At 66.0% G+C, this 14,298-nt stretch carries 11 protein-coding genes and 2 pseudogenes; 10 read left to right on the top strand and 3 right to left on the bottom strand.

Annotated elements, in window-relative coordinates:
- The first annotated feature begins 116 nt into the window (after nt 1-116).
- From ASD34_RS12175 to ASD34_RS12165, 3 genes and pseudogenes are all read left to right on the top strand, one after another.
- A complete protein-coding gene (locus ASD34_RS12175) occupies nt 117-1,670 on the top strand; it encodes a long-chain-fatty-acid--CoA ligase (RefSeq protein WP_056577669.1) in 1,554 nt (517 codons plus the stop codon).
- 87 nt (nt 1,671-1,757) lie between these two features.
- On the top strand, nt 1,758-2,132 hold the full coding sequence (locus tag ASD34_RS12170; protein WP_056577667.1) for a hypothetical protein: 375 nt from the start codon (nt 1,758-1,760) through the stop codon (nt 2,130-2,132).
- A gap of 24 nt (nt 2,133-2,156) precedes the next feature.
- A pseudogene (locus tag ASD34_RS12165) lies at nt 2,157-3,082 on the top strand (LysR family transcriptional regulator).
- Nucleotides 3,083-3,376: 294 nt separating this feature from the next.
- Here the strand turns inward: ASD34_RS12165 and ASD34_RS12160 are convergent.
- The gene (locus ASD34_RS12160) at nt 3,377-3,979 is read right to left on the bottom strand and encodes a TetR/AcrR family transcriptional regulator (protein WP_056577665.1); all 603 of its coding nucleotides are present in this window, start codon (nt 3,977-3,979) and stop codon (nt 3,377-3,379) included.
- Nucleotides 3,980-4,106: 127 nt separating this feature from the next.
- Here ASD34_RS12160 and ASD34_RS12155 point away from each other — a divergent pair, with 127 nt between their 5' ends.
- Nucleotides 4,107-5,822, top strand: a complete 1,716-nt coding sequence (locus tag ASD34_RS12155; protein WP_056577660.1) for a CocE/NonD family hydrolase — start codon at nt 4,107-4,109, stop codon at nt 5,820-5,822.
- A 633-nt stretch (nt 5,823-6,455) separates the two neighbouring features.
- Here ASD34_RS12155 and ASD34_RS12150 read toward each other — a convergent pair.
- On the bottom strand, nt 6,456-6,812 hold the full coding sequence (locus tag ASD34_RS12150; protein ID WP_056577658.1) for a hypothetical protein: 357 nt from the start codon (nt 6,810-6,812) through the stop codon (nt 6,456-6,458).
- 279 nt (nt 6,813-7,091) lie between these two features.
- Nucleotides 7,092-7,844, bottom strand: a complete 753-nt coding sequence (locus ASD34_RS12145; protein ID WP_056577657.1) for a class I SAM-dependent methyltransferase — start codon at nt 7,842-7,844, stop codon at nt 7,092-7,094.
- Between the two features lie 216 nt (nt 7,845-8,060).
- Between ASD34_RS12145 and ASD34_RS12140 the strand changes: the two genes are divergently transcribed.
- The 6 genes and pseudogenes from ASD34_RS12140 (at nt 8,061) to ASD34_RS12115 (ending at nt 14,256) form a co-directional block, all read left to right on the top strand.
- The gene (locus tag ASD34_RS12140) at nt 8,061-8,723 is read left to right on the top strand and encodes a tRNA-uridine aminocarboxypropyltransferase (RefSeq protein ID WP_056577655.1); all 663 of its coding nucleotides are present in this window, start codon (nt 8,061-8,063) and stop codon (nt 8,721-8,723) included.
- 777 nt (nt 8,724-9,500) lie between these two features.
- Entirely contained in the window at nt 9,501-10,034 is a 534-nt protein-coding gene (locus tag ASD34_RS12135; protein ID WP_056577653.1) for a spore coat U domain-containing protein, read from the top strand.
- Nucleotides 10,035-10,057: 23 nt separating this feature from the next.
- A complete protein-coding gene (locus tag ASD34_RS12130) occupies nt 10,058-10,822 on the top strand; it encodes a molecular chaperone (protein ID WP_056577649.1) in 765 nt (254 codons plus the stop codon).
- Between the two features lie 58 nt (nt 10,823-10,880).
- The gene (locus tag ASD34_RS12125) at nt 10,881-13,139 is read left to right on the top strand and encodes a fimbria/pilus outer membrane usher protein (RefSeq protein WP_162248697.1); all 2,259 of its coding nucleotides are present in this window, start codon (nt 10,881-10,883) and stop codon (nt 13,137-13,139) included.
- Nucleotides 13,109-13,458, top strand: a pseudogene (locus ASD34_RS28585) (spore coat protein U domain-containing protein); the annotation flags it as partial. The gene ASD34_RS12125 and the pseudogene ASD34_RS28585, both read left to right, overlap by 31 nt.
- 348 nt (nt 13,459-13,806) lie before the next feature.
- Entirely contained in the window at nt 13,807-14,256 is a 450-nt protein-coding gene (locus ASD34_RS12115) for a helix-turn-helix domain-containing protein (RefSeq protein WP_056577644.1), read from the top strand.
- Nucleotides 14,257-14,298: the final 42 nt, after the last annotated feature.

The raw sequence follows: 14,298 nt of genomic DNA, 5'->3' as shown, positions 1-14,298 counted from the left end.
CGACGACTTTGGGCGCCGCGGCGTTTTCGATCCCGTCGCTTCCGACGATGCCGGCACGGCGCGGCCCTTCCATACTCGGCGCACAACAACGAATCGACCGACGGAGACCGCAGTCCATGGACCTGACCCAGCCCCTGCACAAGGCCCTGCAGGAACGCCCGAACGCCACCGCCCTCGTGTGCGGCGCGCGCCGCAGCACCTTCGCCCAGTTCGTCGACCGCGTGGCGCGGCTCGCGGCCGTGCTGCAGTCGCTGGGCCTGCAGCCCGGCGACCGCGTGGGCCTGCTGGCACTGAACTCCGACCGCTACGTGGAGTACCTCTACGCCACCTGGTGGGCGGGCGGTGTGATCAACCCCGTCAACATCCGCTGGAGCGCGCGCGAGGTTGCGTACTCGCTGGACGACTGCGACACGCGCATCCTGCTGTCCGACACGCACTTCGGCGCCGTGGCACAGCAGCAGCGCGAACTCTCGCGCTCGCTGAAGACGCTGGTGCATTTCGGCGACGGCCCCGCGCCCGAAGGCATGGCCGATGCCGAGGCGCTCATGGCGCAGGCGCAACCCGTGCCCGACGCGCGGCGCGGCGGCGCCGACCTGGCCGCCGTGATGTACACCGGCGGCACCACCGGCCTGCCCAAGGGCGTGATGCTCACGCACGGCAACCTCTACACCGGCCAGCTCTCGGCCAACATGGCGGCCACGCGCCCCGCCGAGGCCGTGGGCCTGAACATGGCGCCCATGTTTCATGTGGGCGGTGCCGGCCTCACGCTGCAGCTGATGATGCGCCTGTGCACGCAGGTCATCATTCCGGCCTTCGACGAAGTGAAGGTGCTGGAAGCCATACAGAACGAGCGCGCCAGCGAGACCTTCATGGTGCCCACCATGCTCAAGCGGCTCATCGAGCACCCGCGCTTTGCCGAGTTCGACACCACGCCGCTGCAGCTGGTGCTGTACGGCGCCGCCCCCATCGACGACGCGCTGCTGCTGCAGGCCATCGACAAGCTGCCGCGCGCGGGCTTCTGCCAGCTCTATGGCATGACCGAGCTGTCGCCCGTGGTCACCGTGCTGCCCACCTGGTGCCACCACCCCGACCAGCCGGGTACGCGCCGCCGTTCGGCCGGGCGGCCCGTGCCCATCGCCGAAGTGCGCATCGTCGATGCCGACGGCCAGCCTGTGCCGAACGGCACCGTCGGCGAGATCGCCGCGCGCGGGCCGATGGTGATGGCCGGCTACTGGAACAAGCCCGAGCAGACCGCCGAGGTGCTGCGCGATGGCTGGATGCACACCGGCGACGGCGGCGTGATGGACGCCGACGGTTTCGTCTACGTGGTCGACCGGCTCAAGGACATGATCGTGAGCGGCGGCGAGAACATCTACTCGGCCGAGGTCGAGAACGCCATCACGCAACTGCCGCAGGTGTCGATGTGCGCCGTGGTCGGCGTGCCCGATGACCAGTGGGGCGAGCGCGTGCATGCCGTGGTCGTTCTGCGCGCCGGCGAGGCCCTGAGCGCCGAGGCGCTGGTGGCGCACTGCAAGACGCTGATCGCCGGCTACAAGTGCCCGCGCAGCGTGGAGTTCCGCGAAGAGATTCCGCTGTCGCCGGCGGGGAAGATGCTCAAGTACAAGCTGCGCGAGCCGCACTGGGAAGGACGCGCGCGCAAGGTGGGATGACGCACCGGCGGGTGTGTCTGGTGTGTGCAGATGTGTTTCACCTGCTTGGAGTATGGTGGCGAGCCGCCACACGCCCCCAACAGTGACATGCGCTGCCGCCGTCGCCTCCTTGCCGCCCTCGCCCTGCCGTGCCTTCTCTTTCTGGGCCTGCCGTCGGCCTTTGCGAACGGCAGCCTGCAGTGCGATGGCCGGCCCTACGCGGTCGAGATCCAGTTCAGTCTCTCGACCGGCCAGCTGACCGAACTCATCGTCGCGCGCACCGGCCCCGGCACCGAGGACAGCGAGCGCTTCACGCTGCAGCAGCGCTTTGTCGACCATCGCCAGCAGCTCATGCGCGTGCGCGGCACCAGCCTCGAACGGCCGCAGGTGGCCGTGGCGCTGCGCGTGGCGGGCGCGACGGGCACGCTCAGTTACCGCGGCGCGCAGTACGAGTTGCGCTGCAGCTGGACTGCGCTGGGCTGAGTTGAATGATTGGAGACGACGCCCATGGACCGATTGCGTGCTTACGAGGTGTTCGTCACCGTGGTCGCGCGTGGCAGTTTCACCAAGGCCGCCGACACGCTGGACACGTCCCCGGCCAACGTGACGCGCTACGTCAACGAGCTGGAAGCGCACTTGCGCACGCGGCTGATCAACCGCACATCACGCCGCTTGTCACTCACCGGAGGTGGCGAAGCATTGTTCGACCGGGCCAAATCGATTCTTGAAGAGGTGGCGGAGACCGAGGCGCTGGCGACCACGGCGTCACTGCAGCCGCGTGGGCGCCTGCGCATCAACGCGCCGCTGAGTTTCGGCAGCCTCGTGCTGACCCCCTGTGGCCGACGTTCATGGCGAAGTATCCCGATGTCGAACTCGACATCGCGCTCATCGACCGCGTGGTCGATATCGTTGAGGAAGGCTACGACCTGGCCATTCGCATCTCGCGGACCACATCCGGAAACCACATTGCGCGCCGCTTGGGCTGTTCGGAAAACCTGGTCTGTGCCTCACCCGAATATCTTGCGACCCATGGCATACCCAAGGTCCCGGCGGATCTTTCGCGGCACCTGTGCCTAGGCTACACATACGGTGCGACATCCGATGAGTGGCAGTTCGCCGGCCCTGGCGGGACGCTGGAATCGGTACGGGTGCGCTGGGCAATGCGGGCCAACAACGGCAGCACCGCTCGCGCGGCGGCCATCGCCGGCGCCGGTGTGATCTGGCAGCCGAGTTTTGTGATTGGTGAGGATGTGCGCGCTGGTCGATTGGTCGAGGCCATGCCTGCCTATCGCATGCCTCCCATCGACATCTTGGCAATCTACGCAAGCCGTCGCCACCTCAGCGCGAAGGTGCGGGTGATGGTCAATTTTCTGGTGGATGCCTTGCGAGCCACGCCGCCGCAGGAGGGCGAACTGGCACCGCTTCGCCAGTGACCGGCCATGGTCGTCAGCAGGGCTGCTTCAGGCTCGTTCTAGGCCTTCGGTTCGAGTGACCGCTTTCGGGGAGGCTCAATGTCCGCAACGGGCCCTGAGCGGTCTCTCGCTTCTCTACAAACCAGTCGTTCGTTATGGTGAGATTTCCTCGATCCTGCGAGGTCAATTCCTGCACCCCATGCCTACCTCGCGCGTGAGCACCATCGCTTCCGGACCTTCGCGCCGAGTCAGCGACCAGATAGGGCCAGAAGCCGCAGATCTCTACTTCTGAATGCTCCCGATTCGGGCGCAGGGTCACTTACAGGTGGCAGGAAGAACCGCCTCCACGAGCCGCTTCAGGTGCGCGGCGGTGACCGGTTCCCGCAGATGGAGGATGCGCAGATAGATGGCGCCGACGAGGCTTTCGATGATGTCCTGCGGGTTCTTGCCCACGGGCCATTCCCCTCGCAGGCTGGCACGGTCGAACACCTCGCGCACCGAGGCGAAGCGTTTGGCCCACTGTTGCCGTACCTCTTGCGTCATCTCGCTCTCGCGCGGCAGCGCCATCGCGAATTGCGTGGCGGCCCAGCCGATCGGACTGCTGAGCTGACGCACGGCACCCGACAGCAGGTTGACCAGGTCCTCGCGCAGGCTGCCGCGATCCGGAATGGGAATGTCCTGTGCGAACAGCGCGAATGTGGCCTCGAGGATCAATCCATCGCGTGATTTCCAGCGGCGGTAGATCGAGGTCTCGTGCACGCCCGAACGCGCGGCGACCGCCGCGACGGAAAACCCGTCGTAACCATGCGCCTTGAGCTCGTCCATCGTGGCCCCGAGCACCGCGGCCTGCACGCGTGCGCTGCGGCCACCGGTGCGGCGCCGTGGCTCCGGCACGTCTTCTTCTGGCTGTTTCTTCATGGTTGCCGATGGTAGTGAAAAGAGCGGCATCCGTTAATGCATGTCGACCTGCTTTAGTAGGGCAAACCACTAATGCAAGTTTACTTGCGTTAAATATGATCCACGAACCATCACGCAAGGAGCAGTCATGCAAATCGATTGGGATGTCGAGATCCCCATGGACGACGGGTCGGTCGTCCGCGCGGATGTCTTTCGGCCGGCAGGCGAAGGGCGTCACCCCGTGCTCATGTCCTACGGGCCGTATGCCAAAGGGCTGCCGTTCCAGGACGGTTATCCGGTCCAGTGGCAGTCGCTGGTCGCGGCGTACCCGGAAATCCTGAAGGGAAGTTCAGGCCGCTATGCGAACTGGGAAACGGCGGACCCCGAGCGCTGGGTGCCGCTGGGCTACATCTGCATCCGCGTGGATTCACGCGGTGCCGGCCGTTCACCCGGCGTGATCGACCCCTTCTCTCCACGCGAGGCAAAGGACTTTCACGATTGCATCGAGTGGGCGGCTGGCCAGCCCTGGAGCAACGGAAAGATCGGCCTGGCCGGCGTGTCGTACTACGCCGCCACCCAGTGGATGGTGGCGGCCACGCGGCCCGCGCATCTTGCGGCGATCTGCCCCTTCGAAGGCTTCTCGGACTACTACCGGGATGCCTGCAGGCATGGCGGCATCCTCAACACCTTCATGAAGGTCTGGTATCCGCAACAGGTAGAAAACGTGCAGCACGGCCTGGGCGCGCGGGGCCACATCAACCCCAATACGGGCGTGCCGATCTCCGGCCCCGCGGAGCTTGGCGACGAAGAGATGCGCGCCAATCGCGTCGACATCTCGGCCCTGCACCTGCACTCGGAATGCATCACGGACAGCTACTACGAAGGGCGCCGCGCGAACCTGGCCGCGATCGAAGTGCCGGTGCTCTCCTGCGGCAACTGGGGCGGCCACGGCCTGCATCTGCGCGGCAATGTTGAGGGCTACCTGGGCGCGGGTTCGGCGCAGAAGTGGCTCGAGCTGCATGGCCTTGAGCACTGGACCGAGTTCTATACGGACTACGGCGTCGCGCTGCAGAAGCGATTCTTCGACCACTTCCTCAAGGGCGAAGACAACGGCTGGGACCGCGAGCCTCCGCTGAAGCTCCAGATTCGGCATGTCGACAGGTTCGTCGAGCGCGCCGAGCACGAATGGCCCCTGGCCCGCACCGAGTGGACGCGGCTGTATCTGGATGCCGGTCAGCGGGCCTTGCAGCCCGCGCCCGCATCCACAGCATCGCACGCCGCATTCGATGGGCTCAAGGGCACGGTGAGCTTCAGCACCGCGCCCTTCGAGCAGGACATGGAAGTGACCGGGCCGCTGGCCGCCACGCTCCATATCTCTACGACCGCGCGGGACGCGGACCTGTTCCTGACCGTGCGCGCATTCGCACCCGACGGCAAGGAACATCTCATCGTGGGCGCGGTGGACCCCCACGCACCCTTGGCGCAAGGCTGGCTGCGCGCGTCGCATCGCAAGCTCGATCCGCAGGCATCCAAGCCGTATCGGCCGGTGCACGCGCACGAAACCGTCGAAGTGTTGGAGCCGGGCAGCGTGTACGAACTGCAGGTGGAAATCTGGCCGCTGTGCTTTGTCTTCCGCAAGGGCTATCGGCTGGTGCTGACGGTGGGCAGCTCGGACTTCGAACACGACCTGCCCGGCCCACATCCGCAGATCTACGGCAAGGAAATGCGCGGCTGCTCCGTGCTGCTGCACGACCATCCCGACGATCGCACCGCCGAACGCTTCGCGGGGCAGACGACGCTGCACACGGGTGGCGAGGGGCACGCATCGTTCCTGCTGCTGCCGGTCATTCCTGCAACGCGCTAGGCGGCCAATACGGCCAGGTAGAGCGTCCGCTTGTCCGCCGCTTTGGAGGTCTGCTCATGGCCGACACTAGCCACTTATGGTGTCGCCGCCCGCCACAGATTGCGCACAAATCGAGTTCCAAACAACGGCATCAAGCGGCATCACTTTCGACCAGTCGATTGCACCGGTGAAGATGGGATGCGGAGCAAAACCGTAGAACTGACCTCTCCCGCGAAGCACCCCCTTGTCCTTGAGGAGAGCCACCCCCTCTTAAGAGGTTTTCCCGCTGCCATTCGGGCGAGTTCATGAGTTCAGAAAAGTGCTGAAAGTCGCCAGCGACGAAGTGCACATCGCCATCCAGCATGTCTAGTTTCACGACCTCACCAGAGCGTCGCTCAAAGAATAGGTCGCCAAACGCAGATGCTCCAATCGGTCGTATCTGCCCTGTGACCGTGTCCGGCCATTCCACGAGCAGTCTATTGAAATCAAGAAGCGCCGCGTCGACGAACAGGTCGTCCCAGGTCAATGAACTCATGTGTGGGTCATCTTGCCCGGTTGTGGTTGAGGGGGCGGTCTTGGCCGACTGAAGTCGGACACGCCACTGTTGCGAACGGAGATCGCCCGCCTCCATCGAAGTTTGACGCCCCGCCGGCACTACTCTCGGAACCAAATCTTGAGCGTCACATAGACCGCATAGCTCAGGCCAAGCACCAGCCAAGCGAGGGTAAACATGTTGGCCCAGTAATCGCCAGCGTTTGCCGCCAGGGTGTAGATCTGACTCCTGCAAGCCTTGCCGACGCATGGCACCTCACCCCGAACCAGCGCGCGCAGAAACGCAAACAAGAGGTAGCAGGCCATACCAATCGTCACGAGCATTCCGACCGGCCCTACAAGTCCTTCGGTGCGCTCGCCGTTCTCATTCCAACGCGGCTTCCGAAGCAAGTTTTGCCCGAATTTGTAGCAGGCAAATCCGAGCAGGAGCATCAGCGAGTAGTAAATAGCGCCACGCATGTCATCGAATCGTTTGCGGTGAGGGGAAGTGCGTCGACGGGATGATATCTGAGCAACGGGCGTGCATTGGCGGGCGGGAATCGGGGCGCACCACAGGTGCCCTACCGTTCGTCAGGGAACGATCCGCCCCTTAACACGACGGGCGAGACCATCATCGAGCGCCAAGCATCGCGCAGACGGCCAGGTGCGCTTTGCGTGCCGCCTGCGTCGGCGCTCTATGCGACACACTTCCGCTCAAAGCCGCTGATAACTGGCGGCGAGTGGCCCCTTGGATACAAGCTATCCACGTGCAGGCTTGGTGCCGACTAAGACAGGCTGATAGAACGCCGCGTCGAGTCGCTTCACGTTCTCGAAACCAGCCGTTCGCATCAGCTCGCTAAGACGGTCGACCGAGACTGCGTAGTACCTGGAGCGCATGACATGGGTCTTCACGAGGCCTGTGGCCATTTCTTCTTCGACGACGAAGAAAGAAAAGTCGTAGTGGTCGCCATCGAAATCCCAGACTTGGAACAGCACGTACCGCTTGCCATCCTCAATCCGCGCCCCATAGTGCTTGACCAAGTTCGTCCCACGCTCCTCTTTGTCATAGTCTCTGACCGTGATGATGCATCCGCCGCCGGGACGCAAGCACGCGAGGAACTGGCGCAACGCAAGCAACAGGTCTTCGTCGGCTAGCAGGTGAGGGATCGAGTTGTCGCACGAAATGACGAGGTCATATCCAGTACCGTGGTCCTCGTGGGCCGTGCGCATGTCGCCGACTTTGAAATCGATGGCCAACCCGCGAAGGTCCGCTTCGCGCCGTGCACGTTCGATTTCCTTGGGCGACAGGTCTGACCCGACGACGGAGTAGCCTCGTCCGGCAAGCGCAAGAGTCTGGGTACCGATGCCGCAGGAGACGTCAAGCACCGTCTTATGCTCAGGCCACTCTGACTGGATGATGCTGTCGAGCTGCTCGCCCTGCCGCCGGATGCTATTGCTCCAATCGGGGAACATTAGGTGATACAGCGGGGCGAGGTCGTTGTAGAAGTCCATCGTTTGGGGTCCGGCTGCGAAGAGGCATCGCGAGTTTACAAATGGTCGGCCCAGCGAAGGTCTGGTTTTGGCCGACTGTAGCCGGTCCCATTCGCGTAGTGAATGGGCCCACTGCGGTGCTCCGACATTGTCCAAAGCTGCCGGTCGTCACGCCATAGCGAGGAGACATCTCCTTGCACGCATTGTCCAGCCAGACACGCTGAATAAAATCCAGCCGTGTCCGCCGCTTTAGTCCCACGCTCCCAGTGCACCGCTTGCCTGCGCCCGCTCAGCGCCTGCATTTGCCGCTGGGTCGCGCCCACCGAGCACGCGGTGGAGGTACTGGTGCTGCAGCACCCGCTGGAGGTACGCCAGGCCAAGGGCAGTGCCCGCCTGCTGCACCTCAGCTTGGCGCACTGCCGCTTGGTGGTGGGTGAGGCATTTGCCATGCCAGTCTGGCCGGCGGACGGCAAGCACACCCTGTTGCTGTACCCGGACAGTCTGCAAGATCCCGCCCCGGGCCTGCGGGTCCCACCCCCGCTACCGCCCGAGTGGCCGCAAGCCCAGTCGCGCCTGCGCCTGGTCGTGCTGGACGGCACCTGGCGCAAAAGCCGAAAGATGCTCCACCAGAGCCCGCCACTGCAACAGTTGCCCCGCTTGGCCCTGCGCGACCTGCAGCCTTCGCACTACCGTATCCGCAAAGCCCATGGGCCCGACCAGCTGTCCACGCTGGAGGCGACCTGCTACGCCTTGTGCCAACTGGAAGGCGGTGCGGCGCGGTTCCAGCCCTTGTTGGATGCCTTCGACGGGTTTGTAGAGTATTTGGAGCAGGCTGGCGGGCAGCGAAACGCGCAAACGGAAAAGTCCTGCCCTCGACCAAGGGTTGCGGGGTTCATTTAAGTGACCAGCCAAATGGCTGGTTCTAGCCGGATGCGGCTAGCTATGCCCAGCCACGGGCAGTAAGTTGCGACAGCAGCCAGCGATTTCCGAAGCGCCCGAACGTGAGCATCATGAGCGGGCAAAGCAGCAGCCCGAACGATACCCAAGAATGGGAAGCCGTAGATTCTGGCTGCATCGAGTGCAATGCGCGAGGCGAGCACTGTCAGTAAAGAGAATGCGCATTGGCGCCAGAGCCCTTCGGACAGTGCCCCAAACGTCGGCACCAGGAATGCGGGCCAAGAAAAGCCGGTTCGCACGCTGCGCCTGCGACCTTGCGATGTGAGCGTGACGACTGTCTGGGCCATGATCCTTGAACTCTAGCTGGCGACCAGCGAAGGCCGCGAAATAGTGCAACGAGCTGCGAGGCTGTGCAGGCATGCGTCCAGCGCACTGGACTGCGATCGGACGACTTCCTGCTCCCGAGCCAAATGCACGACTCGCAGCACCTCGGCACCCGGCAGCACGGGCGGCTACGCAGGGTTGCAAACTCGCATCTGGCAAACCAGCTTCGCACGCAAGAGGTGGCGAGGGCGCAACGCATCGCGGACGAACTTAGTTCCAAATCATTCTTTTGCCATTCTCTAAAAGTAAGAGCTGTCGCACCAATTGCCGATGGGCATGTGTCCTACGAAGTCACTGCCTGTGCGTGGTTAGAAAGAGGTGCCCACCGAATGCCGTGGCGGCGCATTTTTCGTGTCGCTGTCGGTTCCAAGACCTCTCCAAGAAAGGCTCCGTCCGATGCGTTGCTCGACCCGCCCCTTCCTTCGTGCCCTGGCCTTCGCCGCATGCCCTGCCGCTGTCCTGCTCGCCGCCGCGCCCTCCGCGCAGGCGGCCACAGCCACCACCACCTTCCAGGTGACCGCGACCGTGCTCAAGGCCTGCCTCATGTCGACGCCCGGCACGCTGGCCTTCGGCAGCTACGACCCCGCGTCCACGACGCCGCTGGCCGGTACCACGAGCCTGAACGTCACCTGCACCTTCGGCACTCCGTATTCCATCGGCCTGAATGCCGGCACCGGCACAGGCGCCACCATCACCACGCGCGCCATGACCAGCCCGACGGCTGGCGCCGGCAACAACACACTGGCATACGGCCTCTTCAAGGAAAGCACGTACGCGACCAATTGGGACAACAGCGTCGCCGGCACCGGTTACGTAGGTAGCGGACTGCCACAGGCGCGCACCATCTACGGCCGCATTCCTGTCGGGCAGTACGCGGCGGCGCCTGCCACCGACTACGCGGACACCATCACCGTCACGCTCACCTATTGACCGGAAGCAGGCACCGACACGGCATGCGCCGCGCCTTGCTGCCGGGGGTGGCCCTGTGGTCCTGCCTGCTCGTGCCAATTGGCGCGGCAGCGCAGACGAGCCTGAGCGTGGCGCCGCTGCGCATCGCGCTCACACCTGCGCGGCCGGTGGCCTCGCTCACCATGGGCAATGCCGAAGCCGCCGAAGTGGCGGTGCAGGCCGAGGTGGTGCACTGGTCGCAGGACCGCGACGGCAACGACATCTACGAGCCCACGCGGGACGTGCTCGTCAACCCCGCGATCTTCCGCTTGCCTGCGGGTGGTCGGCAGATCGTGCGGCTCGGGCTGCAGGTGCCGGCCGAGGCGCGCGAGCGCAGCTACCGCATCTTCCTGCGCCAGTTGCCGCGCGATCAGGCGCTGCCGCAGGACGGTGCCGACGGTGCGAAGGTGCAGACGCTGCTGCGCATCGGCGTGCCGGTCTTCGTGCCGCCCGCGCAGCCGCCCCAGCGCGTGCTGAATTGGTCGCTGCAGGCCGACCGCGCGGGACCTGCCCGGCTCGTGCTCGACAACCAGGGCAACGAACACATCCAGATCACGCAGCTGGCGGTGCGTCGAGACAACGGCGCGCAGCTGCTGCGCAAGAACCTGTCGCTCTACGTCTTGGCCGGGCAGTCGGTGGGCATCCCCCTGGAGCTGCTGGCGCCGTTGCCGCCCGACACCCGCCTGCAGATCGAGGCCGCCACCGATGCGCCCGAGGCGAAGTCCAGCGCCACCGTGCGCGTACCCCGTGCGCCTGGCGAGCCGCGCTAGCGCCTGGGCGTGCTGGTGGCTGGGCCTGGGTGCCGCGGGCATCACCTGCGCACAGACGATGCCTGACGCGCCGACGCCGGAGATCCTGGAGGTGCGCATCAATGGCCAGAGTCAGTCTTCCCCTCGTCCGTTGCTGCGCCGTGGCGCGCAGTGGCTGGCTGCTGCGTCCGACCTCGAGGCCTGGCGCCTCGTAAAGCCCGCGACACCGGCCCTGCACCGCGAGGGCAGCGACTACTACGACCTGCGCGCGCTGCCCGGTGCGCAGGTGCGGCTCGACGAAGGCACCCAGAGCCTGGAACTCACCGTGCCCGCCGAAGCCTTCGCGTCCGGCACGGTGCAGGCGAACGCTTCCGACCGGCCGCCGCTGTCGCCCTCGGCTTTCGGCGCCTTCCTCAACTACGACCTGGCCCTGCAGCACGACCGCGAAGGCACGCGCGCGTCAGGCTACTTCGATGCAGCGGCCTCCGGCGAATGGGGCCTGGCAGGCACGAGCTTCGTTGTTGGCCAGTCGGCCTTCGGCGGGCGCGGCGCGACGCGGCTGGACAGCTATTTCCGTCGCGACGACCCCGCAAGGCTCACGCGCCTGACGGTGGGCGACTCGGTCACGCAGGCAGCGGCGTGGTCCACGCCCTTTCGCTTCGGCGGCGTGCAGTTCGGCACGCGCTTCGGCTTGCAGCCCGGCTACATCAGCTATCCGATGCCGACCCTGCGCGGCGGCGCGGCCGTGCCATCGGCGGTGGAGGTCTACGTGAACGACACGCTGCGCTACCAGCGTCGTGTCGATGCGGGGCCGTTCGCGATCAGCGACGTGCCCGTGCTCACGGGCGCCGGCGAGATGCGCTTCGCCGTCACCGATGCGCTGGGCGTGCAGCGCACCGTGACCACGCCGTACTACGTGAGCTCGAACCTGCTGCGCACGGGGTTGTCCGACTATTCGCTCGAAGCCGGCTGGACGCGGCTGCGCTACGGTGAGCGCAGCTTCGACTACGGCCCGCCGTTCGTCGCGGGCACCTGGCGCTACGGCGTGAACGACGGCGTGACCGTCGAGGCGCGCGGTGAAGCCAGCGCGCGCAGCCAGACCGCGGGCGCGGGCGTGACCTGGGTCTGGGGCACGGTGGGCGAGTTCTCGCTGCACGGCGCGGCCAGCCGCAGCCGCGACGGCGGCACCGGCCGGCTCTGGCGCGCCGCCTACACGCGCACCAGCGACGAATGGAACTTCTCGGTGAGTCGGCAGGTGGCCAGCCGCGGCTTCACACAGATCGCCTGGCACGACAGCCCGGTGCACACCAATGCGCAAACGCAGGTGTTCGCCGGCCGCTCGCTCGGCCGCTACGGCACGCTGGGCGCCAGCCACACGCAGCTGCGCTACAACACCGGCGAGCACATCGGCGTGACCACCGCAAGCTGGTCGATCGGCGTCGGCGGCAACGCCTGGCTGGGCACCTACGTGGCCCGTACCCGGCAGGACGGCCAGCGCCCCACGACCTCGGTAGGTGTGAGCCTGACCTTCGCGCTCGGTGAGCGCCGCCATGCATCGCTGTCCCTGCAGCGGGAGACCGGGGGGCGGCAATCTGCCGTGGCCGAGGTGATGCAGCAGCCGCCCGGCGACATGGGCTGGGGCTACCGGCTGCGCGCCGCCGGCGGCGAGAACGCACGCAGCGAAGCCGCGGTCGACTGGCGCGGCCGCTACGGCATGTTCTCGGCCGAGGCTGCGCGCGCGCAGGGCCAGACCGCGGTGCGGCTGCGCGCCAGCGGCGCCGTCGGCTTCGCGGGCGGACTGGGCTTTGCCACGCGGCAATCGGACGACGCCTTTGCGCTCGTGACCGTCCCCGGCGCCGCGAACGTGAAGGTGTACCGTGAGAACCAGCCCTGGACCACCACCGACAGCGAGGGGCGCGCGGTTGTCTCCGGCCTGCGCGCCTACGAGCCGAACCACATCAGCATCGACAACGCCGACCTGCCGATCGAGGCGCAGGTGCGCAGCGATGCGCTGCGCGTGGTGCCGCGCTACAAGGGCGTGGCGCAGGCAAGCTTCGACATCGCGCGAGATACGGTGGCGAACGTCACCGTGCTGCTGCCCGACGGCAGCCCGCTGCCGCCAGGCATCGATGTGGCGCGGCCGGCGCGCGGTACTTCGCTGCTGTCGGGCTTCAACGGCCTCGTATCGGTCGACGACCCGCAGCCGCGCGAAAACTTCGAGGCCCGCTGGAAAGGCGGGCATTGCCGCTTCACGCTGGGCGCACCCGATCGCGCCGCCGGCGCTTTGCCCTCAATGGGCCCCTACCGATGCGAACCCGTGTCGTCGCCTGCGCGCTGACGGCCGCCTTGGCGTCCACGGGGTTGCTGGCCCCGCGCGCGTCGCTGGCTGCATGCACGGGCGTGGGCGTGTTCGGCTGCAGCGCCACCGTCAGCGCGACAGCGCTGGCCTTTGGCAACTACGACCCCGCCGCGCTCACGCCCAAGGACAGCACCTCGACCGTCACCGTCACCGGCACCGTCACGGGCATCGGCATCCTGGTGACGCTGTCTTACACGGTCGGCCTGAGCGCTGGCTCGGCGGGCACCATCGCCAGCCGGCAGATGGTGGGCCCGAACTCCGGCACGCCGCTGGGCTACAACCTCTACACGACCAACGCNGGCACCGTCGTGCCGCGCAACTACACCGTGTATGGCCGCATACCGGCCGGCCAGTACGTGGCGCCGGGCAGCTATGGCAGCACGATCACGGTGACAGTGACCTATTGAAACGCCAGTCGCGGGACTTTGAGTTGCCCCACTGAAGCGGCGAAAAACTCGATCACGACGATGGGCGATCTGCGGGATGCATGCAGAAGTTGACCGCGCGGCAGGCATCCATCGGGACCGCAAACTCAGAATTCAACGAAGAGCTCATCAAGGCTTGAGCACCCGTTGCCCGCAAACGACGGCATCCGCCTACAACGCACACCCTCCATTTGTGTTCCCAAATTGAGCACAATCCCCCCATGCCAAACATCGCCTCCATCCTCAAAGCCGAAATCTCCCGTGTCGCCCGCAAGGAAGTGCGAGCGGAAATCGAAATCCTCAAGAAGACCTCCGTCGCGCACCGGGCATCGATTGCCGACTTGCGCCGCCAGGTGAGCGCGCTCGAAAAGGAATTGCGCAAGGTCGCCAAGGGCGCCGCGCGCCAGGCGCCGGCAGCAGCGGGTGCTTCGGGCGACGACGCCGACGCAGGCGGCCCCAAGCGCCGCTTCAGTGCCAACCGGCTGGCCGCGCACCGCGCCAAGCTCGGGCTGTCCGCGGCGATCTATGGGCAGTTGGTCGGTGTATCGGGCCAGACGATCTATCACTGGGAACAAGGCAAGGCACGTCCGCGTGCGGTGCAACTGGAGCGGCTGGCCACGGTGCGGGAACTCGGGGCGCGCGAGATTGCAGAGCGGCTGCAAGCGCAGTAACGAACAGCAAACAAGTCACGCATTCGACCGGCAACGCCATCA

The organism is Variovorax sp. Root473 (assembly GCF_001426505.1).
Lineage (GTDB): Bacteria > Pseudomonadota > Gammaproteobacteria > Burkholderiales > Burkholderiaceae_C > Variovorax.
This window is presented reverse-complemented; position numbering and strand designations above follow the sequence as displayed.

Bases quoted from the DNA above. Each gene is read 5' to 3' on its own strand.
- ASD34_RS12175 (WP_056577669.1), top strand. From the start codon at position 117: ATGGACCTGACCCAGCCCCTGCACAAGGCCCTGCAGGAACGCCCGAAC.
- ASD34_RS12155 (WP_056577660.1), top strand. From the start codon at position 4,107: ATGCAAATCGATTGGGATGTCGAGATCCCCATGGACGACGGGTCGGTC.
- ASD34_RS12130 (WP_056577649.1), top strand. From the start codon at position 10,058: ATGCGCCGCGCCTTGCTGCCGGGGGTGGCCCTGTGGTCCTGCCTGCTC.
- ASD34_RS12170 (WP_056577667.1), top strand. From the start codon at position 1,758: ATGCGCTGCCGCCGTCGCCTCCTTGCCGCCCTCGCCCTGCCGTGCCTT.
- ASD34_RS12145 (WP_056577657.1), bottom strand. From the start codon at position 7,844: ATGGACTTCTACAACGACCTCGCCCCGCTGTATCACCTAATGTTCCCC.
- ASD34_RS12125 (WP_162248697.1), top strand. From the start codon at position 10,881: ATGCCTGACGCGCCGACGCCGGAGATCCTGGAGGTGCGCATCAATGGC.
- ASD34_RS12135 (WP_056577653.1), top strand. From the start codon at position 9,501: ATGCGTTGCTCGACCCGCCCCTTCCTTCGTGCCCTGGCCTTCGCCGCA.
- ASD34_RS12150 (WP_056577658.1), bottom strand. From the start codon at position 6,812: ATGCGTGGCGCTATTTACTACTCGCTGATGCTCCTGCTCGGATTTGCC.
- ASD34_RS12160 (WP_056577665.1), bottom strand. From the start codon at position 3,979: ATGAAGAAACAGCCAGAAGAAGACGTGCCGGAGCCACGGCGCCGCACC.
- ASD34_RS12115 (WP_056577644.1), top strand. From the start codon at position 13,807: ATGCCAAACATCGCCTCCATCCTCAAAGCCGAAATCTCCCGTGTCGCC.